Below are 20,305 nucleotides of genomic sequence, written 5' to 3'. Positions count from 1 at the left end.
CCATGCCAGTCGAATTCATCGGTGCCTTGGGCTCGCGCGAGGGGAGCGAGTCGCTGCCCCCCAGCGGTCCCGTGATCGATCCCGCCTATGTCGCCGCCATCGCCCGCGCCCATGAATATGCCGGCTTCGACAAGGCGCTGGTCGGCTATCACAGCAGCCAGCCCGACGGCTTCCAGGTCATCGCCTACGCGGCGCAGCACACCGAGCGGCTGAAGTACCTGCTCGCGCACCGTCCCGGTTTTCTGCCGCCGACGATCGCCGCCCGCAACCTCGCCTCGCTCGACCATTTCAGCAAGGGACGGCTGTCGGTCCACATCATCACCGGTGGCGACGACGCCGACCAGCAGCGCGACGGCGATTTCCTGAGCCACGACGAGCGTTACGCCCGCACCGACGAGTTCCTGGACGTGGTCAAGACGTTCTGGGCGAGCGCCGGCCCGTTCGACCATGAAGGCACCTACTTCAAGATCCGGAACAGCCTTGCGGCGCTCAAGCCGTTTGGACCATCGGGTATCCCGATCTATTTTGGCGGGTCATCCGAGGCCGCCCTCGAGGTCGGCGCCAAGCACGCGGATGTCTACGCGATGTGGGGCGAGAGTCTCGAAGAGGTGCGCGAGACGATTGCGCGTGTTCGGGCCGCCGCCGCGAAGTGGAACCGCGCCGACCGGATTCGCTTCAGCCTGTCGCTGCGTCCGGTGATCGGTCGCACGGAGGCTGAAGCATGGAGTCGCGCCGAGTACATCTATGAGACCGCCAAGTCGCTCAGCGCTCCCGCACCCGCCATTGTTCATCCCGCTCAAAGCGTCGGCATGCAGCGGCTGCGCGCTGCCGCCGGTCGTGGCGCCGTGCTCGACAAGAGGCTATGGACCAAGTTGGCTTCGCTGCCGAACGCGCGAGGCAGTACGACCGGCCTGGTAGGCACCGGCGAGCAGATCGCCGAGGCTCTGCTCGAATACCACAAGTTGGGTATTACCGCTTTCTTGATACGCGGTTTTGACCCGATTCAGGACGCGCTGGCCTACGGTCGAGAGATCCTGCCCAGGGTTCGCGAGGCGGTGGCGCAGCGCGACGAGGCCTTTGGCGTTGTAACCGCCGAGGTCGCGTGATGTCCGCCGGCTCGATGTCCGACATGGCCGATGTGGTGCGTCCAGTGCGGCAGCGGCGGATGCCGCCGCCGGGGCCATCGGCTCGACAGGGAGATCGGTCATGACCCGAGCGATCCGAGATCACGGCCCGGACGCTGCGCCCGTCCCCTCCGCGAGACGCGCGCGCGGCATCGATGCCGCCTTGCACGTCGGCCGCAGGTTGACCTGGGAAGTGCCCCCACCGCAGCCGACCGTGGAGGCGGAGCGCCTCTACCGCAAGCAGCGACTGGCTGCAGGCTTCCGCCTGTTCGCCCGCAACGGTTTCGCCTCCGGCATCGCCGGCCATATCACCGCGCGCGACCCCGAATGGACCGATCATTTTTGGGTCAATCCGCTGGCAGTGCCCTTCGCGCACATCCGCGCCTCCGATCTGTTGCTGGTGAACGACAAGGGCGAGATCGTCGAGGGCGACGGCTATCTCAACGGCGCCGCCTTCGCCATCCATTCCGAACTGCACAAAGCCAATCCGAGGATCATCGCAGCCGCGCATGCCCACTCGATGCACGGCAAGGTCTGGTCCACATTGGGACGCCTGCTCGACCCGATCACGCAGGATGCCTGCATGTTCTATGGCGATCACGCATTGTTCGACGACTACACCGGCGTGGTCGAGGAGTTGAGTGAGGGCGCACGCATTGCAAGTGTTCTCGGCGACCGCAAGGCGGTCATCCTGCGCAATCACGGACTGCTGACGGTCGGCCACACCGTCGAGACCGCCGTCTACTGGTTCATCGCGATGGAGAACGCGGCACACGCCCAGATCATGGCCGAGAACGTTGGCACGCCGCGGCTGTTGTCGCACGAGGTAGCTGCGCATACTGCGGCGCGTGTCGGAAGCGAGTTCGTAGCGTGGCTGTGCTTTCAGCAGCAATGGGACGTGGTGATCCGCGAGGAGCCGGACCTGTTGCAATGAACGCCCCCCTCGACGCCACCGCGCTGCCAACGGCTTCTGTGCGGACAGAATTGGCTCTCGCAACTCTCGAGGAATCGGCAGCCTCGTCCGATCGACCGATGCGCCGGCGAGTGATGTGGTTCCTGGTCCGTCGGATCACCCAGGCCATTCCCATCCTGATCATGGTCGGCGTGATCAACTTCACGCTGCTCAACCTGGCGCCTGGCGATTTCGCGCAGGTGCTGGTCGGCAACGCCGGCGGCGCCTCGGCCGACTATTTGGATCAGCTCCGCCAGAGCTTCGGCCTTGACCAGCCCCTCTGGATACGGCTGGTCAACTATCTCGCACGCCTGGCAAGATTTGATCTCGGCTATTCCTACAGCGCCCATGCGAGCGTGCTCGCCCTGATCGGCCAGCGGGTGACGGCCACCCTCTTGTTGACCGGGTCGGCCCTGGCGATGGCTGTGGTGCTTGGCGTCTGCGGCGGCTTCCTGTCGTCGCTGCGACCCGGCGGCGGGCTTGATCGGCTGTTGTCGGCGGTGGCGGTCATCATTTACGCCACGCCCAGTTTCCTTCTCGGGCTGGCCTTGATCATCCTGTTCAGCGTCAAGCTGCGATGGCTGCCGGCCGGGGGACTTTTCGACGCGATCCCGCCCACGACATGGTCGGGCGCGCTGGCTTCGCTGCTGGCACATCTGCTGCTGCCAGCCGTCACTCTGGCGCTATTCTTCGCCTCGATCTACCTGCGTGTCACCCGCACCGCGATGCTGGAGGTGCGGGGCCTCGACTATGTCCGCACCGCGCGCGCAGCGGGACTTCCGCCCCTGCGCGTGGCACGCCGCTACGTGCTGCGCAACGCGCTGTTGCCGGTAGTCACGATCATCGGCTTGCAGGCCGGAACGCTGCTGGGAGGCGCGATCCTCGTGGAAGTCGTGTTCGCCTGGCCCGGCCTTGGCCGGCTGGCCTTCGAGGCGGTCTTCCAGCGCGACTACAACCTGCTGAGCGGCGTGGTGCTGTGCGGGGCGGTCGCAGTGCTCGCGGTGAACATCCTGGTCGATCTCCTCTATTCCTGGCTCGACCCGCGGATCGACTTACAATGATCAGTCGGCGGATCGTGACCCGCAATCCGGCGTTGACGTTGGGTTGCCTGCTGTTGGCGGCGCTGGTGAGCGTGGCTTTGGCTGCGCCCTGGCTTTATCCCGACGATCCGCGCGACATGGTAGCGCCGGCGCTGCTGGTGGTCGGTGCGGACTTGAACTTTCCGCTGGGCACAGATGCGCTGGGCCGGGATGTCGCCGCCGGCATCGCCTACGGCGCGCGGACCTCGCTGCTGCTCGGCGCATTGGCAGCTGGCTGCGCCACTGCGATCGGAATGCTGCTTGGGTTGGTGGCGGGCTACGCGCGAGGCTGGGTCGACGGGCTGCTGATGCGACTGTGCGAGTTGTTCCAGACGATTCCGCATTTCCTGCTGGCGCTGTTCGTGGTGGCGATCCTGGGAGCCACCCTGCGCAACATCGTTCTGGCGATCACCCTGACATCCTGGCCCAGCGTGGCGCGGCTTGTCCGGTCGCAGACCCTGATGCTGCGCGAACTGGATTTCGTACGGATCGCTCCGGCGATGAATGTCGGCCGTCTTCGGGTCATCCTGACCCACCTGGTGCCGAACGTGCTGCCCACGGTGGTGACCAACGCCTCGATCCTTGCCGCGGTCGCCATCCTCGGGGAGTCCGGCCTGTCCTTCCTGGGTCTCGGTGATCCGCGCCTGGTTTCGTGGGGCGGCATGCTCGGCGAGGGCCGCGACATGATCCGCACAATCCCCTCGCTGACGCTGTTGCCGGGCGCGGCCATCGTGTTGACTGTGCTGGGTCTGAACTTGCTGGGTGACGGCTTGAACCAAGCCCTCGATCCGAGGCGTCGTTCATGACCGCAACCGTTCTCTCCGTACGGAATTTGCGCGTGGCGTTCCGGCACGGCTCTGCGCGAGCCGAGGTGGTTCGTGGGCTCGATCTGGAGGTGCTTGCCGGGGAGACCTTGGCCGTCGTCGGTGAGTCCGGCTGTGGCAAGTCGATCAGCGCATTGTCGCTGATTGGGCTGTTGCCCGAGACGGCGCAGATCGTTGCGGGGCGCATCGAACTGCTCGGACGTTCGCTGTCCGGCCTGCCGGAGCGGGAGGTTCGTGCGTTGCGCGGCGATCGGATCAGCATGGTTTTCCAGGACCCGAGCGCCGCCCTCAATCCGACGCTGACGGTCGGCGATCACCTGATCGATGCCATCCTGGCGCACCGCGCAGTTGGCCGAGCAGCGGCACGCGCCGAGGCGGCGACGCTCTTGGAGCAAGTTCGGCTGCCGTCGTCCGCGCGGATGCTGGACGAATACCCCCACCGCCTCTCGGGCGGAATGCGGCAACGGGTCATGATTGCGATGGCCATTGCCAATCAGCCCGATGTGCTGATTGCGGACGAACCTACGACAGCTCTCGACGCCACGGTGCAACACGAGATCCTGGCGTTGCTGCGCGACATACAGGATCGCAACCGGATGGCCGTGGTGCTCATTACGCACGATCTCGGCCTGGTTGCGCGATGGGCGGACCGGGTGCTCGTGATGTATGCTGGAGAAGGGGTGGAAGCACGCAGCGCTTCCGCGATACCTCATTCTCTGCTGCATCCGTACAGCCGCGCGCTGGTGGAAGCTCGCCCGCTGCGCCGCGCCGAGAGAGGCCGCCGGCAGATCCTGCGGGAGCTCGCCGGTGCACCACCGCTCCCCGGCGAGCACGGCCGAGGCTGCTCGTTCGCCCCCCGTTGCCCGCTGGTCCGCGAGCGCTGCGAGCGCGAAAGTCCGCAGATGCTTGTGGCGGCGGACGGGCATGTGGCTTGCCACGCGGTTGCCGAGCGCGGGATCAATGCGGAGCAAGCAACATGAGCGGCCTGCCACCTTTGCTCTCGGTCGACCAGCTCGACGTGACATTCGATGGACCGCGCGGACTGGTGCGGGCCGTGCGTCAGGTCTCGTTCCAACTTCAAGCGAGGGAGGTGCTGGCGATCATCGGAGAATCGGGTTCTGGCAAGTCCACCCTTGCTCGTGCCGTGATGGGCATGATCCCGAATCGTGCAGGCCGGATCGCTCTGAACGGCGAGCCGTTGGCCGCCGCGGCGGGAGCCCGCTCCCGGGCGCAGAGGCGACGGCTCGGCATGGTGCTCCAGGACAGCGGTGCCGCCTTCGATCCGCGTTTCACCGTCAGACGGATTCTGTTGGAGCCGCTGAGGTCACTGCGCGGCGAGCAAGACTCGCCTGCGCCGGAACGGCTGCTTGAGGATGTCGGCTTGTCGGCCGCCCTCCTCGATCGCTATCCCCACGAATTGTCGGGCGGTCAACGTCAACGGCTGAGTATTGCCCGTGCCCTGGCCTGCTCACCTTCGCTCCTGATTTGCGATGAGGCGGTTTCTGCCCTCGATCTATCTGTCCAGGCGCAGATTCTGAACCTGCTATCGAACCTCCAGGAACGGCGCGGCCTGGCCTTCCTGTTCATTACCCACGATGTGGCGGTGGTTGAGTATTTGGCCGACCGAATTGCCGTGATGTACCGCGGCGAGATCCTCGAATGTGCCCCGGCCGCTGACGTGCTGGACCGTCCATCGCATCCCTACACCCGCGCGCTGCTGGCGTCGGCGAAGGGCACCGCGCTGGCCGGTGACGCAACGATCGCCCTGTCAAAACACCGACGGCAGTCGCCCATGCGGTCAGCATCACGCCAGGACGACAACCTGCCGTCCTGATGGTCGCGCAACCGGCTCACGCCACGCCTTGCGGACGACAATGCTGCCGGGCGATGTTCATCGTGACGTCCGCCCGGCGGATGTTCGGAGCTGCGGTCCGGCAGCGCTAACCGTGCTTGACGATCAGGGTCTTCATCGCCGCAAGCTCGTACAGCGCCTCAAAACCCTTCTCGCGGCCGTGGCCGGAGCGCTTCATGCCGCCGAACGGCAGCTCGATGCCGCCGCCGGCGCCATAGCCATTGACGAACATCTGACCGACCCGAACCTTGCGCGCCACGCGCATGGCGCGCGAGCCGTCGCCCGACCAGACGCCGGCGACCAGGCCGAAATCGGTGGCATTGGCGAGCCTGATCGCGTCGGCCTCGTCATCGAATGGCATCGCTGCCAGCACCGGACCGAACACCTCCTCGCGTGCCAGTTCGGAGTCGCGCGCGACGTGCTGGTAAAGCGCCGGAGCAACGTAGAAGCCCTCGCTCGGGACGCCCTCGGCGATCCTGCCCGAGGCCACGCGCCTGGCGCCGCCGCTTTCCGCGCGCGCCAGCATGCTCTCGATGCGCGTCTTCTGGACCGCACTGATGACCGGGCCGAGATCGAGATCCATCTCCGGCGTGCCAGCCGTGATCTTTTCGAACCGCAGCGTGAGATCGGCCAGGAAGCGATCCCAGATCGTGCGCTCGACAAGCACGCGCGAGCCGGCCGAGCAGGTCTGCCCGGCATTCTGCACGATGGCCGCAGCAACGGAGGTCAGCGCCGCTTCGAGATCGGCGTCAGCGAACACGATCTGCGGCGACTTGCCGCCGAGTTCCAGCGTGCAGCCGATATGGTTCTTGGCGGCCGCCGTCTGTACCAGAGTGCCGACCTCCGGGCTGCCGGTGAACGAGATGAAGTCGATGCCATCATGCGCCGACAAGGCTGCGCCAGCCTCTTCGCCGAGACCCGGCACGACATTGATCGCGCCGGCCGGGAAGCCAGCCTCCGCGGCCAACTCCGCGAGCCGCAGCGGCACCAGGCAGGCCTCTTCGGCGGGCTTGATCACCGTGGCGTTGCCCATCGCCAGCGCCGGCGCAACGGTGCGGCCGAACATCTGTCCCGGATAGTTCCAGGGAATGATGTGGCCGGTGACGCCGAGCGGCTCATAGACCGTCGTGACGAAGAAGCCGTCAAGGAATGGAATGGTGTCGCCATGAACCTTGTCGGCGGCGCCGCCATAATATTCGAAGTAGCGCGCCACCGCGACCACGTCCGCTCTGGCCTGCTTCATCGGCTTGCCGGTGTCGGCGGCCTCGAGCTTCGCCAGCTCCTCCGCATGGTCCTCGACGAGCCGGCCCAGCTTCGACAGCAGCCGCCCGCGCTCGACCGCAGCAAGCCGCCCCCACGATCCTTCGAGCGCGCGGCGCGCCGCCGCGACGGCGAGATCAATGTCCGCCGCATCGCCAGCCGCGATCGAGGCAATCACCTGTCCGGTCGCCGGTGCCAGCATCGCAATGGTACGACCGGATTGCGCGGGCTGCCATTTGTTGTCGATGAAGACACCCTTTGCGGCAGGCAGTTTCACATTGGCATTCATGGCAGCTCTCCAACTTCTCTCGATTGTCGCGATGTCCCGGCGACTTCAGCTGTTCGCCCCGGCAGAGACCACGATGCGGACGACCTCACAGGCAGAGATCGGGCGCGACCTCGACCAGCCGCGACGCCCATCGGCTCTCCCCCCGCGATCGCCGCCAGCGGCTTTCGATCCATGCGCTCGATCGCTTCGACCACGCTCTCAACTCTCTCCGGAGCCGGGCCGAGGCCGGTCTCCTATCACAGGCCGCAGATTGCACATCACCGCCATGCCCGTCACCAGCATTTGCGGCCGGGCTGATCGGCGTCGCCAGCAGACCGCGGCGGCGGTGACTGGCGTGCGCGCGTACACGCCAATCACTGCCATGCAGAATGACGACAGCGCGTCTCGCGGTAGCTTGCTGCGGCGCAGGAGGTGAGGCCGGCGTGGGCCTGCTCTGGAGAGAAAGAGAAGTCACCCGATCTTGCGGGACCGCCAGACCAGGCCGTAATACGCCGATTGGGCGAGGAGCGCCGCGAGAAAGCCGGCAGAATAGCCCATCCAGACGCCATCCAACCCGGCTGTTCCGGCCAGCAGATACGCGACGGGGACCTGCACCAGCCAAATCCCGCCCAGCGAGATCAGGGTCGGCCACGCCACCGTACCTGACGCGCGCATCACGCCTGCGAGCACGTCCGAGATGCCGGTCAGGATGTAGCTCCACAGCATCATGCGCAGGGCTCGCTCCGCGACTGCCGACGTCGTGGCGTCGGTGACAAACCAGGACAGGATGCCGTCCGCGAAGCCGAGCAGCCCCGCCACGCTCACCGCGCCGATCAGGACATTCATGATCGCCGCGATTTGCGCGATGAGGTGCGGCTGGCCAAGCCGCTTTGCTCCGATCGCCTGCGCCGCCATCACGCTCGCCGCGAGCCCCACCGCCTGCATCGGCACGACCAGATATCCGATCACCTGGTTGATGGCGCCATAGGCCGCGGTGGCGTTCGATCCGAACGAATTCACCAGCGTGACGACCGCCACCTCGGCCAGCGACGCCACCGTGGCCTGGATGCCACCGGCAATGCCGATCACCAGAAACGGTCGGATCACCTCGCGATTGATCCGCAGCCGCCGGATCAGTTCGCCGTCGAGGACCAGCGGATGCTGCTTCCGGCGCAGATACAGGATCAGTCCGGGCAGCGAGATCGCGGTGGCCCCGATGCTGGCCCATGGCGCGCTGGTCACGCCGAGTTTGGGCAGACCGCCCCACCCCAGGATCAAGGCGGGCATCAGCAGCAGGGAAATGCCGAAGAAGACGGCCATCAGGATGAACGGCGTCTTCGCATCTCCCGTCCCTCTGAGCAGAAAGACATAGGAGAGCAGGATGATCTGCGCTGGCAGGGATACGAATGTGATCCGCGCATAGTCGATCGCCGACGCGAGAATGTCGGCCGGCGTCGACATGACACCAAGGAGTTCCGGGACAAATGCGTAGCCGATGATCGACATGACGAGACTGAGCGAGACGCTGGCACAGAGCGTCGTTCCGGCGACATCCTTGACCGCCAGCATGTCACCGGCGCCGTAAGCGCGCGCGACAAGAACGATGCCGCCTGAAATCAGGCCGATCAGGAACGATATCAGGAGAAAGAAGACCGGAAAGAACACCGATGCCGCGGCGAGTGCGGACACGCCGAGGAGCTGGCCGAAATAAACCGCGGTCACCGTTCCCGACAGCAGTTGCAATGCCGCACTGGCCCCTTGCGGAAGGGCGAAGCGCAGGATGGGCCACCACAGCGACGGCGGTGGCCGGTGCGATTTCGCTGGAGCTGCCGCGACCGGCTCGGGCACCCCATCGGACAGGGCCTCGGGTGTTGCTCGGGAGACTCTGGCTTGTGCCTTGGGTATCTTTATCTTGGCTATTTTTATCCTGGCTATGTGTGCCTTTACTATTTGTGCCTTGGCTATCGCGGTGCGGACCATCGACATGTTCTCATCGCGATGCCGCGCGCACAGCATCCTCCCTCGCATCAGAACGTGCTTCACGGTAGGCCGCGATGCTCACGGTCGGACCACAACTGCTCTCCCGTCGCTCGGGATCCGCAACGACGGCACGTATCAGTTCAACGACGTCGTCAAGCAGACGAGCGAGGTCGTGCGCATCGAAGCGCTGACGGCCGAAGGTCAGGCGGAGACCGAGGCCTGTCTCGCCAGCGACGGCAAGACACAACGGATCATCTGCCCCGAAACGACCGAACGAAACGACATTGATGCCGCCGCTGCGCTTCGCATCGTGCCTGTTCTTTGCATCGTGCTTTGCGGGCGCGTCCGCGGCCGGAACGTTTTCGAACACGATGACGGCATCGCGCAGCCGCTTATCCATGGGGAGGCCGAGACATCTGTGCAGACCGAGCCATCGGTGCAGATCGAGCCACTGATAGCGGTCGTGTGCCTGGCCCTCAGCCTGCAGTGACTGCGGATCCGACGGCCAATTCGCGACGGACAATTCATCGATCGGCCGGATCAGCCGCGGCAGGAGGTTCGCGCAAAATCCGACGAGGTTTTCGACATTCGGGACATTCCGGAGCCGCATCGCCTTGGTCATGCAGCCAACATCCGTGAGCGACGTCTTCGCCAACATCGAGCTTGCCCGTCGAACCGGATGCAACGAGACCGTTGTTGTATTTCGACCTATACACGACCATCTTACCTCCAGCAATGCCGCGAGAAATCAATTCTCTACTTATGGTTGCATTGTTGGTCTAACTTTTTTTTGATCAATCACCGTCCCGTTTTCTAACGTCCGCGACGCAACCAACTACTATAGGGTGATCTCTCAGCCCGCAGAAATCATCTCAGGAAATATGCAATGTCGATGCTGGGCGTACCGTCTGCGCCGACCTCTCACACTGGTTCCGTCAAAGAGCCGCTTCATCTGTATTGCTTGCCCTATGCTGGAGGAAGCGGACGTGTGTTCGCCAATTGGCAGAAGCTGTTTCCTCCTGAGATAAAGGTTTGCTGCATCGACTATCCCGGTCATGGCGCACGACGAAGCGAACCATTGTTGGATCGGATTGATCGGATTGCCGATGGGCTTGCCCGGGAGATCGCCTCCAGAAGCCACGCCCGTTACGTTCTGTTCGGACACAGCATGGGCAGCCTGGTCGGATTTGAAGCGTGTCATCAACTCGCGCGATATGGCGCGCAGCTCCCGGAATTGCTGGCAGTGTCCGGTCATGGCGGGCCAAGAGTGCCGCGCTCGTCTCCGCCGATGCATGCCGTTCCGGACGACCAGTTTATCGCGCATCTTCGGGAACTCGGCGCTACCCCTCCCGAAATCCTCGCCACCCGCGAATTGATGGAGCTTCTGCTGCCGCTGCTCCGCGCCGACTTCCGTGCGTGCGAAACATATGAGCCGTCTTGGAACCGGAAGCTCGCGGTGCCCATTGCCGTTTATGGTGGTGTGGATGATGAAGACGCCGATATCGCGGCCCTTCGTGGATGGCAGTCCGAGACGAGCGGCACATGCGTGGTTAGAATGTTCCCAGGCGACCACTTTTTCATCGCCGACCAGGCGGAGGCGGTCGCGTCGAGCCTGCTGCACGACTTGCGCGAGACAGGCTTGCGGTCCTGAGGCGCAGCTTGACCGCGATGGCTTGACGGTAGCGCGACGACCAGTCGAAGGCCGCGCTTGCATCCGCTCCCGATCGGAAGGAATAGATATCGGTGGCGGCCGATCCGCCCCCGCAGGAGCATTTTTCGTCTCCCGGCAACACGAAATATCGTCGAACGTGACGCATGGCTGGCCGCACATATTGTGATCGAGATCGTCCTTTGACCCGCACCGCACCGGTTGTTTGTCGCGCCCATGGCCTTTGACCACGCCAGTCCCGAACCGATTGCCGCCGCATTCGCGACGAGGCGGCGCGCCTCGTGAGCCAAGCTGCCGAACGATTTGCGCAGGCCCTGCGCCTGTCGGCTCTCGGGTCCGGCCTGGTGCTTTTTGCCGTTGCGCTGGTCGAGCTCGGCACCGACGCCGTCGGAGTGGTATCGCTCGAGGCGATGGGCCGCATTGCGGATTGGCGCGACGCTCTCCTGCACTCAGCCGCTGGCCTCGCGATCCTGGCCTTGGCGCTGGCGTGCCACATCGGCGCGACGTTGGCCCTGACGGCCCGCCGCGCGACCGTGCGGATGTCGTGGTCGGATGCTGCGGAAATCCTGAGCGGCATTCTCGTCCCCCTCCTGCTGCTGCCCGCGCTGGTCGATACGGCCGGCGCCGCCATGCTGTTCGGTGTCACCGATGACACGCTGTACCGGCTGGCGAAGCTGTGGCCGGAGCGCGCCCCTTTCTACGTTGCGCTGATCGTGCTGCTGTGGGCCCATGGCTGTCTCGGGGTGCACCAATGGCTCCGGCCGCGCGCCGGCTACGCGCGGTTCGCGCCGCTGCTCGGAGTCATCGCCCTCGCCTTGCCGATCGCGGCCATCGCCGGACTGATCGCCTCGGCGCGCGTTGCCGGCGTGCTGATGGCGGACGACTCGGTCGCGGCCCAGATCCGCAGCCTGGGTCACTGGCCGTCGGGCGATGCCGAGAGCACGTTGGGGCGCGTCCGGTGGATCGTCCTGGCGGGCTACGGCATCGTGCTGTTGGCGGCCGTCGCCGCGCTTGTCGCGCGGCTGCTTCGCCTCGTCGTCGCGCCGAAGATCGAGGTGACCTATGTCAACGGACCGACGCTCAAGACGGCGATCGGACCAACCTTGCTCGAGATCAGCCATGGCAACGGCGTCGCCCATGGCGATGGCTGCGGCGGCCGCGGACGCTGCACCGCTTGCAGTGTCCGGATCGAGCAGAGCGCGGCCACCTTGCCCCCCGCCAATGCAGCAGAGCGCGCCCTCTTGGGATCCGACGACAGCCGGATTCGTCTGGCCTGCCAGATCAGGCCGAGCGCCTCGCTCACCATCACCCGCCTCGCGACCCGCAGCGATGCCGCCGTCGCCGAGCCCGACATCGACGCCGCCGGCATCGAGCGCCAGATCGCCGCACTCCGCATCCAGCTGCAGGATCACGCCGTGCTGACGCGGAGCCGCGCGGCCTATGACGCGATCTTCCTGCTCAACGCATTTCTCGACGCAGCGCATGATGCGGTCTCCAGTCATGGCGGCTGGATCGCGGGCATGACCGGCGGCGGCATCATCGCGGTGTTCGGCCGCGACGGCGAGTTGGCCGCCGCCTGCCGCGCTGCCGTCGCGGCGAGCGCGGCGATGGATGTGGCGCTCGACCGGTTGAACGAGCGCTTCGCCGCGGAGCTCGGCGGTCCCGTCAAAGCCGCGATGGGTCTGGCCTGCGGACCCGCTTATATCGGCCGGATTGGCGCCGGCCCGGCCAAGCCGCTGACGGCGGTCGGCGTCGCCATCGACGCGGCCTCGGATCTGGCGGCACAGGCCGAGCGTCGCGGCAAGCAGCTGCTGGCGGATCCGACGATCTTCCGCCACGCCAGCGTCGACGCATCATCCTGCGAGGTGCTCGCGTTGAGCGAAGGGGCTGCATCGCAGGATGTGTTCGCCGTCTCTCAGGCCCGCGGGCTCGCTTTCGCGCAAGCCTGAGCGATCGGTGGCGGGAGGGGCCGCGCACGCGGATGATCGTCGCGTGATCCATGTCACAGTCACCGCCGCAGAGCCGGACGATCTTCCCGGCAGCTGAGCGGGAGATGCAGAATGAGCAAGATCTGGATGATGAGCAGCGTCGCAAGCATCGCAGCGGTCGCCGCGATGGCCTGGGGGGCGCAGCCGGCGCGCTCGTCGCAGGACTGGCTGGCCAAGGCCCAGTCCGAATTCGCGACCAAGGCCCGCGATGCCGTGATCCAGCGCCGGCTCTCCCAGGAGTCCGGCGCAGTGCCCCCGGCCGCAGCTCAAACAGCGCCGTCGATCGTGGCGACCGACCAGTCGCCGGCTGAGCAGCACAGCGTGGCGGGCGCGCAGCCGACGACGGTGCGGCCGGTTTCGGTCGGAAAAGACGCAGCACCCGCAGAGCGCGATGCCAGTGTCGCCGCGGTGCTGGCGTCGGCGCCGATCGAGACGGTGCCGCCATCGCTTCCGGTCAAGCCCGCTGCCGAAGAGCCGGTTCAGGCGTCAACCGTTGTCGCCGCCGCCCAGCGTATGCAGGAGCGCGACGAGCCGAAACCGACCGAACCCGCGTCCAAGCAGCCGCCACAGCCCGTCGTACCGAACCTTGCACCGCTAGCGCCCACCCCCATCGCCGCCACGCCCACCGCGAAGGTGACGCCGCCGGCGCGTCATGAGGCCCCGCAGAAGACGCGCGGGGGCAGCAAGCCAGCGGTCTCCGCTCATGCCAGCCGCCGATCCGGCCATGCGATGTCGATGGAAGAGCGCGGCCTGCAGGCCCTGCGGCAGCACGCTCCGGACATCGCGGCCATGGTGGCTCGCTACATGTAACTGATGCAGGCAAGGACGCCGCCGCACCTGATTTCGTCTTGTCGGACCTCTCGTTTTCGTTTCTAATCCGTCTCGCAGCACAGCTGCCTTCTGCACGCTCCGAGGTCGCAGCGTGTTCCCACGGCAATGATCGCCACATCTCCTTCACGGAGAACGGCGGTGCTTGGCCGGTCTCCGCGAAGGACGCGGAGATTAGCATGATCCTCGACTCCTATCGCATCGCCACGGAACCTTACTACCAGCCGCAAGGTCAGGAGATCGCGACCTTCTTGGCCGCGTATCACGAGCGGCTGCCTATCATGTTGAAAGGGCCGACCGGCTGCGGCAAGACGCGCTTCATCGAGCATATGGCCTGGCGGCTCGGAAAGCCTTTGATCACGGTCGCAGCGCATGAGGACATGACGGCGGCGGATCTCGCCGGCCGCTATCTTCTCGAGCCCTCCGGCACCGTCTGGCACGATGGTCCGCTGACGCTCGCGGTGCGGCACGGCGCGATCTGCTATCTCGACGAGATCGTCGAGGCGCGGCAGGACACCACCGTCGTGATCCATCCATTGACCGACGCCCGCCGTATCCTGCCGCTCGACAAGCACAACGAGATCGTGCCGGCGCATTCGGATTTCCAGCTCACGATCTCCTACAATCCGGGCTATCAGAGCGCGGTCAAGGACCTCAAGGAATCGACCAAGCAGCGCTTCATCGCCATCGATTTCGGCTATCCGCCGCCGGCCACCGAGAGCGCGATCGTGGCGCGCGAGAGCGGCGCCGATGCCGATCTCGCACGTCTGCTCGTCACCATCGCCGAGCGCTCGCGCAACCTGCAGGGCCACGGACTCGACGAAGGTGCCTCGACGCGGATGCTGATCCACACCGGCCGCATGGTGCGCGCCGGGCTGCCGCTGCCGGTCGCGGTGCAGTCCGGAATCGTGCTGCCGATCACCGACAATCCCGACATCCGCGCCGCGCTGTCGGACGCGATCGAGGCGTGCCTGCCGTGAGCGCGGCGCAACTGCAATTGGTCAGCGGTGTGGAGGGGCCGACCCGGACGTTGCATCTGTGGATGCGCCAGCGCGACAGGCTGCGGCCACTCTTCACCGCCACGTGGGAGATCTTGTCGCAACGATTCGATGCCGCCGAGATGGACGCCTGGGCCGGCGCAGTGCTCGATCTCGCCAATGTCAATGCTGGACCATCCTGCCTGATCGCCTATTGGGACGCGAGCACGAGCGACGGCGCGACGGAGATCGCACCGCTGCTCGGCGCCGCGCGATCCGGCGCTGAGATCTGCCGTCACGCCGGCGCGCAGGCCGCGACCGACGCATTCAAGGCGCTGTCCGCGGCGCGGCGCATGCTCGGCTCCGGCGCCGCTCTGTCGCGCTGGTGGCGCACGATGGAAAAGCTGGCGACACAGGCCCCGGAGTCACTCGCAGCGACCGCGCACCACATGGCCGAGATCCTGCGGCCGGGCACGATCGCCGCCTTCGAGAGTTTCGTCGCCGCCGGGTTGCGCACCGCGGCCGGTGACCGACGCAAACGGCTTGCCTTCTTCTCGCTGCAGGATGAGCTGGCGCAACGGATGGTCGCCCGCGATCCCGGTGCGGTGACGTTCAGCGACGTGGAGACCGAGCTGAAGGCGTTCCTCACCGCGCTTTATGGCGAGGTGCCACTGCTGCGGAGCATTTCGACCGACGAGAGCGCACAGACACCGCAGCGGCGCGCGGCGATCGCAGGCCCCCTCATCCGGCTGCCGGAGATCTATCGTGGTGTGCAGGACGATGCGGCGCGCGCGCTGTTCCGTGCCGCGGCCGCCCATGCTCAGGCGCATCTTGCGCTCGGACGTGCCCGCTTTGCCATCGGCCAGCTTAAACCGCTCCAGGTCGCGCTGGTCAATCTGATCGAAGATGCCCGCGTCGAGACGCTGGCGATGCGCCGCCTGCCCGGGCTGCGGCGGCTATGGGCGCCCTATCATGTCGCGACTCCGACCGGTGTCGCCACTGCGCCGATGCTGCTGGCGCGGCTGGCGCGAGCGCTGTTCGACCCGGACTACGTCGACGCTGACGGCTTCGTCGGCAAGGGCCGCGCACTGTTTGCCGCGGCGCTGCCGCGGCTCGACGAGCACGCCATCAGCCGCGAGATCGGCATGCTGCTCGGCAATGATCTCGGCCAGATGCGGGTGCAGTTCAACGCCAAGACCTATGTGGTCGAGCCGCTGTATCGCGACGACGGCCTGGGGCTATGGGACCTTGGCGACGACACGACGTCTTCCGCAGAGACCTTGGAGCTGTTCATCGAGGCGCTCAGGCCGGAGCAGCAGGAGAGCAGCGACGGCCCACCACGTGAACAGGATGCCGCGAACGCGGCCGCCGAGCCCGGCAAGGCGCGGCCGGCGGGGCCCGACGAGCGTGGCGTAGTCATCGCCCGCTATCCGGAATGGGACCGCGTCGATGCGATCGAGCGCGCCGACTGGACCACCGTGCGCGAGGTTGCCGCCAGCCTGGGCGATGCCGGCAGCATCGACCAGGCGCTGGAGCAGGCAAGCGTGCTGCGTGGCCGCGTGGCGCGGCTGGTGCGCAGCGTGCGCCTCGGCCGCACCGTCAGGCTCAAGCGCCAGCAGGATGGTCACGACCTCGATCTCGATGCCATGCTCGACGCCGGCATCGCCTTGCGCAGCGGCGAGACGCCCGATCTGCGCGTGTTCCGCTCGGCCAAGGCGCTGCATCGCGACCTGTCGGCGCTGCTGTTGATCGATACCTCGGAATCCACCCGTGACCGTCTCGCGTCCGGCGCCACCGTGCTCGATGTCGAACGCTTGGCGGTCGCGCTGCTGGCTGAAGCGATGGAGGAGCTCGGCGACACCTTTGGTCTTCTCGCCTTCTCCTCGGACGGGCGCGACGATGTGCGGATGACCAGCATCAAGCGCTTCAGCGAGGCCTATGACCGCGATTGCCGCGCGCGACTCGCCGGCCTGTCTGCGGGTCTGTCCACCCGGCTCGGCACCGCACTGCGTCACGCTGGTGGCGTCCTCGGCAAGGCATCGACCAGCCGCAAGCTGCTCATCGTCCTGACCGACGGCGAACCGTCCGATATCGACGTCCCGGATCCCTTCGACCTGATCGAGGATGCCCGCCGCGCCGCAATTGGGCTGCATGCGCAGGGCATCGATGCTTATGGTGTCGTGCTCGGACGCGCCGGCGTCGAGGCAGCAACGCGCATCTTCGGCCGCCGCAACACCATGCTGGTGCACCGTGTCGAGGATCTGCCGGCGCGGCTGTCGGAGCTGTATTTCAGGCTGGCGCGACGATGAGGCTATTTGCGCCGGCGCGCCAGCGCAACACCGAGCGCGCCCGCCGCGGCGACATGGAATGCAGCCTCCATCGCGCACGACAAGGTGCCTCCGTCGGAAGCCAGGACGCGCAGCACGAGACCGGACTCGTTCGGCGCCGCTGAGGCGCCGGCAAGCGCGCCGCAGCGATCGGCGGCCTGCTGGAGTTCCTTGACCGGCGGCAGCCGATCCGGCGGCGCAATGAGGACGAGATTGGCCGCCGCCGCAAACCGCCCCAGCGCGCCTTGCAGATCCTCGCCGCTGATGCGACCGGCATCCTGCAGCAGGAGCCGGCCGTCGGGGCGGCGGATCCGCAGGCGGCTGGAAAACTCGGTGAAGCTGCGGCCGCGCGCGTGCGGATCATGCACGGCAAAGCCGTCCGCCATGCAGAGCACCGCGTCGTCGGCGACGGTCGCTTCACTTGCGAGGGCCAGCTCCGCGCCGGGAAACAGCACGTAGGGATCGGAGGTCACGGCGCAGAATGCGCCGGCCTCGACATTCACTGCCAGGCGCTGCACGGCGCCGCGGCCGCGGCCGTCGCGAACGACAGTCGCCGATTGTGTCGTCAGGTGAAAAGCCGCGCCGCGCGCGACGCTCAGATCGAGCCCGATCCGATCGCCGGCATACAGCCCGCCGGAGGCCGATTGCAGGTAGAGCGTCAGCAGGTCGGGCCTTGCGGCATCAAGATAGAATCCGCGCGTGACATGCAGCGGATAGCCGACATGCTGGCGGCGCAGCATGCTGCGGCCGCCAGCATGCTCGACGGACAGCGCGGCCTCGACCGCGCGGCCCTCAGATGCGGAACAGGACAGCTGCGGAGATCGCATCGGCGACCGCCTCCACGCCAGTGCCGGCCTTCAAGTTGGTAGCAATCACCGGCTTGCCGCCGCGCACCTGCCGTGCGTCGGCGAGCATGCGATCGAGATCGACGCCGACATGCGGCGCGAGATCGATCTTGTTGACGACCAGGAGATCACAGCGCAGCAGACCCGGCCCGCGCTTGCGCGGAATGTCATCGCCGCCGGCGACATCGATGACGAAGATCCACCAGTCGACGAGATCGAGCGAGAAGGTCGAAGCGAGATTGTCGCCACCGGATTCGAACAGGATCAGCTCGACACCCGGAAAGCGCGCCTCGAGCTCATCGCCGGCGGCGATGTTGAGCGTCGGATCCTCGCGGATCACCGTGTGCGGACAGGCGCCCGCCTCGACCGCCGACACCCTGTCGGGATCGATCAGTCCGGACCGCCGCAGCCGCTCGGCATCCTCCTTGGTGACGAGATCGTTGGTGACGACGGCGAAGTCGACGCCGCGACGCTGCAGCACTGGAATCAGCGCCTCGATCAGCGCGGTCTTGCCCGAGCCGACCGGACCGCCAATGCCGACCCGCGCCGCCACCGTCGCCGTCGCCTGCGCTTTGGCCTGCCTCAACGCATGAAGCATGATGTCACCTCAGCATATAGCGGCGCGCCAGCGGCAGCTCGCGGGCCGGCTCGCAGGTTGCGAGCTCGCCATTGACGAAAACGTCGAAGGTCTCGGGATCGACCCGGATGGTGGGACAGGTGTCGTTCCACACCATGTCCCGCTTGGTCAGCCCACGTGTGCCCTTCACGGGCAGGAGCTGCTTCGACAGGCCGAGCTCGGCCGCCAGCCCGCGCGCGATCGCGAGCGGATGCACGAAGCAGGCGGACAATGCCGCTGGCGCGCGGCCGAAGGCGCCCCATTGCGGCCGCAGCAGCATCGGCTCGCAGGTCATCAGCGACGCCGCGCTGTCGCCCATCGCGCCCCAGGCGATGAAGCCGCTCTTGATGACGAGCTCCGGCTTGATGCCGAAAAACGCCGGGCGCCACACCACGATGTCGGCGATCTTGCCGTCCTCGAGCGAGCCGATGTGATCGGCGATGCCGAAGGTCTTAGCGGCATTGATCGTGTACTTGGCAATGTAGCGGCGGATGCGGGCATTGTCGCCGAAGCCGGGTCTGTCTTCCGGCAACGCGCCGCGCTGGTCCTTCATCTTCGACGCCAGCTGCCAGGTCCGGCAGATCACCTCGTGGATGCGGCCCATGCCCTGGCTGTCGGAGCCGAGCATCGAGATCGCGCCGATGTCGTGCAGCACGTCCTCGGCCGCAATGGTCTGGGCGCGGATGCGGCTCTCGGCGAAAGCGACGTCCTCCGGAATCGCCGGATTGAGATGGTGGCACACCATCGTCATGTCGAGATGCTCGTCGAAGGTGTTGACCGTGTAAGGATTGGTCGGATTGGTCGAGGACGGCAGGCAATGCATCTCGCCGGCCACGCGGATGATGTCGGGCGCGTGGCCGCCGCCCGCGCCTTCGGTGTGATACATATGGATGGTGCGGCCGCCGATCGCCTCCAGCGTGTTCTCGACGAAGCCGGACTCGTTCAGCGTATCGGTGTGGATCTGGACCTGGAAATCCTGTGCATCGGCCACCCTGAGACAGGTGTCGATCGCCGCCGGCATCGTGCCCCAATCCTCGTGCAGCTTGAGGCCCATCACACCGGTCTGCAGCTGCTCGATCAGCGGCGCCTCACGATGCGAGTTGCCGCGACCGAGAAAGCCGAAATTCATCGGCCATGCTTCGGCCGCCTGCAGCATCTTGCCGGTGTTGAAGGGACCACCGGAGTCGATGCCCACGGTAATCGGGCCGAGCGAGCCGCCGATCATCGTGGTGATGCCGCTCGCCAGCGCGTGCTCGACCAGGCCGGCGCTGTCGAAATGGACGTGGACATCGATCGCGCCAGGTGTCGCGATCAGTCCCTCGCAATCGCGCACCGTGGTGCCGGTCGAGACGATCAGGCGCGGATCGACGCCGTCCATGATCGCCGGATTGCCGGCCTTGCCGATGCCGACGATGCGCCCGTTGCGGATGCCGAGATCGCCCTTGACGATGCCGATGACGGGATCGATCACGGTGACGTTGCAGAGCAGGAAATCCAGCGCGCCTTCCGCGCTGGTGAGGCCGGCCATGCCGATGCCGTCCCGCAAGGTCTTGCCGCCGCCATGCAGACATTCGTCGCCATAGACGGCGTGGTCCTTCTCGACCACGGCGAACAGCGAGGTGTCGCCGAGCCGGACCGCATCGCCGATGGTCGGGCCGTAGAGTGCGGCGTAGTCACGCCGGTCGATCGTCACCACGTGGTGTCTCCCTTGAAGCT

General features: G+C 66.4%; 17 protein-coding genes. 11 read left to right on the top strand and 6 right to left on the bottom strand.

What is annotated here, in order from left to right; all coding sequences use genetic code 11:
• Positions 1-2 precede the first annotated feature (2 nt).
• The 6 genes from BBTA_RS09210 to BBTA_RS09185 all read left to right on the top strand — a co-directional run bounded on the left by BBTA_RS09210 (position 3) and on the right by BBTA_RS09185 (position 5,813).
• Complete coding sequence (locus BBTA_RS09210) at positions 3-1,106, top strand: LLM class flavin-dependent oxidoreductase (protein WP_012042201.1); 1,104 nt, start codon at positions 3-5, stop codon at positions 1,104-1,106.
• A 100-nt stretch (positions 1,107-1,206) separates the two neighbouring features.
• Positions 1,207-2,058, top strand: coding sequence for a class II aldolase/adducin family protein (locus tag BBTA_RS09205; protein ID WP_012042200.1), 852 nt, complete (start codon positions 1,207-1,209; stop codon positions 2,056-2,058).
• A 98-nt stretch (positions 2,059-2,156) separates the two neighbouring features.
• The gene (locus BBTA_RS09200; RefSeq protein ID WP_041750509.1) at positions 2,157-3,137 is read left to right on the top strand and encodes an ABC transporter permease; all 981 of its coding nucleotides are present in this window, start codon (positions 2,157-2,159) and stop codon (positions 3,135-3,137) included.
• The gene (locus BBTA_RS09195; protein WP_049795338.1) at positions 3,134-3,961 is read left to right on the top strand and encodes an ABC transporter permease; all 828 of its coding nucleotides are present in this window, start codon (positions 3,134-3,136) and stop codon (positions 3,959-3,961) included. Before BBTA_RS09200 ends, BBTA_RS09195 begins: the two co-directional genes overlap by 4 nt.
• Complete coding sequence (locus BBTA_RS09190) at positions 3,958-4,959, top strand: ABC transporter ATP-binding protein (protein WP_012042197.1); 1,002 nt, start codon at positions 3,958-3,960, stop codon at positions 4,957-4,959. Before BBTA_RS09195 ends, BBTA_RS09190 begins: the two co-directional genes overlap by 4 nt.
• Positions 4,956-5,813: an ABC transporter ATP-binding protein gene (locus tag BBTA_RS09185; RefSeq protein WP_012042196.1), complete on the top strand. Its 858-nt coding sequence runs from the start codon at positions 4,956-4,958 to the stop codon at positions 5,811-5,813. The genes BBTA_RS09190 and BBTA_RS09185 overlap by 4 nt, the downstream gene beginning before the upstream one ends.
• Before the next feature lie 106 nt (positions 5,814-5,919).
• Here BBTA_RS09185 and BBTA_RS09180 read toward each other — a convergent pair whose 3' ends face one another.
• The 3 genes from BBTA_RS09180 to BBTA_RS09170 all read right to left on the bottom strand — a co-directional run bounded on the left by BBTA_RS09180 (position 5,920) and on the right by BBTA_RS09170 (position 9,961).
• Positions 5,920-7,380 (bottom strand): aldehyde dehydrogenase family protein, encoded by a 1,461-nt coding sequence (locus BBTA_RS09180; protein WP_012042195.1) that lies wholly within the window; start codon positions 7,378-7,380, stop codon positions 5,920-5,922.
• Positions 7,381-7,830: 450 nt separating this feature from the next.
• Positions 7,831-9,339, bottom strand: coding sequence for an MATE family efflux transporter (locus BBTA_RS09175; protein WP_083780772.1), 1,509 nt, complete (start codon positions 9,337-9,339; stop codon positions 7,831-7,833).
• Between the two features lie 10 nt (positions 9,340-9,349).
• Positions 9,350-9,961 (bottom strand): hypothetical protein, encoded by a 612-nt coding sequence (locus BBTA_RS09170; RefSeq protein ID WP_168167879.1) that lies wholly within the window; start codon positions 9,959-9,961, stop codon positions 9,350-9,352.
• Between the two features lie 264 nt (positions 9,962-10,225).
• On the opposite strand from BBTA_RS09170, the gene BBTA_RS09165 reads away from it, so the two are divergent.
• The 5 genes from BBTA_RS09165 (at position 10,226) to BBTA_RS09145 (ending at position 17,110) form a co-directional block, all read left to right on the top strand.
• Complete coding sequence (locus BBTA_RS09165; RefSeq protein ID WP_012042192.1) at positions 10,226-10,990, top strand: thioesterase II family protein; 765 nt, start codon at positions 10,226-10,228, stop codon at positions 10,988-10,990.
• A gap of 299 nt (positions 10,991-11,289) precedes the next feature.
• Entirely contained in the window at positions 11,290-12,957 is a 1,668-nt protein-coding gene (locus BBTA_RS09160) for a 2Fe-2S iron-sulfur cluster-binding protein (protein ID WP_012042191.1), read from the top strand.
• Positions 12,958-13,068: 111 nt separating this feature from the next.
• Positions 13,069-13,806 carry a hypothetical protein gene (locus BBTA_RS09155; protein WP_012042190.1) on the top strand — a complete coding sequence of 246 codons (738 nt, stop codon included), beginning with the start codon at positions 13,069-13,071 and terminating at the stop codon, positions 13,804-13,806.
• A gap of 197 nt (positions 13,807-14,003) precedes the next feature.
• Positions 14,004-14,804: a CbbQ/NirQ/NorQ/GpvN family protein gene (locus tag BBTA_RS09150; protein ID WP_012042189.1), complete on the top strand. Its 801-nt coding sequence runs from the start codon at positions 14,004-14,006 to the stop codon at positions 14,802-14,804.
• On the top strand, positions 14,801-17,110 hold the full coding sequence (locus BBTA_RS09145) for a nitric oxide reductase activation protein NorD (RefSeq protein ID WP_012042188.1): 2,310 nt from the start codon (positions 14,801-14,803) through the stop codon (positions 17,108-17,110). Before BBTA_RS09150 ends, BBTA_RS09145 begins: the two co-directional genes overlap by 4 nt.
• Positions 17,111-17,112: 2 nt before the next feature.
• Here the strand turns inward: BBTA_RS09145 and BBTA_RS09140 are convergent, their stop codons facing one another.
• Genes BBTA_RS09140 through ureC form a run of 3 tightly spaced genes read right to left on the bottom strand, consistent with a single transcriptional unit; the run spans position 17,113 to position 20,285 of the window.
• Positions 17,113-17,955 carry an urease accessory protein UreD gene (locus BBTA_RS09140; RefSeq protein ID WP_012042187.1) on the bottom strand — a complete coding sequence of 281 codons (843 nt, stop codon included), beginning with the start codon at positions 17,953-17,955 and terminating at the stop codon, positions 17,113-17,115.
• The gene (gene ureG / locus BBTA_RS09135; protein ID WP_012042186.1) at positions 17,921-18,571 is read right to left on the bottom strand and encodes an urease accessory protein UreG; all 651 of its coding nucleotides are present in this window, start codon (positions 18,569-18,571) and stop codon (positions 17,921-17,923) included. The genes BBTA_RS09140 and ureG overlap by 35 nt, the downstream gene beginning before the upstream one ends.
• Before the next feature lie 4 nt (positions 18,572-18,575).
• Entirely contained in the window at positions 18,576-20,285 is a 1,710-nt protein-coding gene (ureC, locus tag BBTA_RS09130; protein WP_012042185.1) for an urease subunit alpha, read from the bottom strand.
• Between the last annotated feature and the right edge of the window lie 20 nt (positions 20,286-20,305).

The organism is Bradyrhizobium sp. BTAi1, assembly GCF_000015165.1.
GTDB lineage: Bacteria > Pseudomonadota > Alphaproteobacteria > Rhizobiales > Xanthobacteraceae > Bradyrhizobium > Bradyrhizobium denitrificans.
Note: the sequence above shows the minus strand (reverse complement) of the source record. Positions and strands in the feature narration are given on the sequence as shown.

Coding starts and splice junctions, on each gene's coding strand:
- BBTA_RS09210 (WP_012042201.1), top strand. CDS start 3: ATGCCAGTCGAATTCATCGGTGCCTTGGGCTCGCGCGAGGGGAGCGAG.
- BBTA_RS09140 (WP_012042187.1), bottom strand. CDS start 17,955: ATGCGATCTCCGCAGCTGTCCTGTTCCGCATCTGAGGGCCGCGCGGTC.
- BBTA_RS09195 (WP_049795338.1), top strand. CDS start 3,134: ATGATCAGTCGGCGGATCGTGACCCGCAATCCGGCGTTGACGTTGGGT.
- BBTA_RS09165 (WP_012042192.1), top strand. CDS start 10,226: ATGTCGATGCTGGGCGTACCGTCTGCGCCGACCTCTCACACTGGTTCC.
- ureG (WP_012042186.1), bottom strand. CDS start 18,571: ATGCTTCATGCGTTGAGGCAGGCCAAAGCGCAGGCGACGGCGACGGTG.
- BBTA_RS09185 (WP_012042196.1), top strand. CDS start 4,956: ATGAGCGGCCTGCCACCTTTGCTCTCGGTCGACCAGCTCGACGTGACA.
- BBTA_RS09170 (WP_168167879.1), bottom strand. CDS start 9,961: ATGACCAAGGCGATGCGGCTCCGGAATGTCCCGAATGTCGAAAACCTC.
- BBTA_RS09190 (WP_012042197.1), top strand. CDS start 3,958: ATGACCGCAACCGTTCTCTCCGTACGGAATTTGCGCGTGGCGTTCCGG.
- BBTA_RS09150 (WP_012042189.1), top strand. CDS start 14,004: ATGATCCTCGACTCCTATCGCATCGCCACGGAACCTTACTACCAGCCG.
- BBTA_RS09200 (WP_041750509.1), top strand. CDS start 2,157: ATGCGCCGGCGAGTGATGTGGTTCCTGGTCCGTCGGATCACCCAGGCC.
- BBTA_RS09180 (WP_012042195.1), bottom strand. CDS start 7,380: ATGAATGCCAATGTGAAACTGCCTGCCGCAAAGGGTGTCTTCATCGAC.
- BBTA_RS09175 (WP_083780772.1), bottom strand. CDS start 9,339: ATGGTCCGCACCGCGATAGCCAAGGCACAAATAGTAAAGGCACACATA.
- BBTA_RS09155 (WP_012042190.1), top strand. CDS start 13,069: ATGAGCAAGATCTGGATGATGAGCAGCGTCGCAAGCATCGCAGCGGTC.
- BBTA_RS09205 (WP_012042200.1), top strand. CDS start 1,207: ATGACCCGAGCGATCCGAGATCACGGCCCGGACGCTGCGCCCGTCCCC.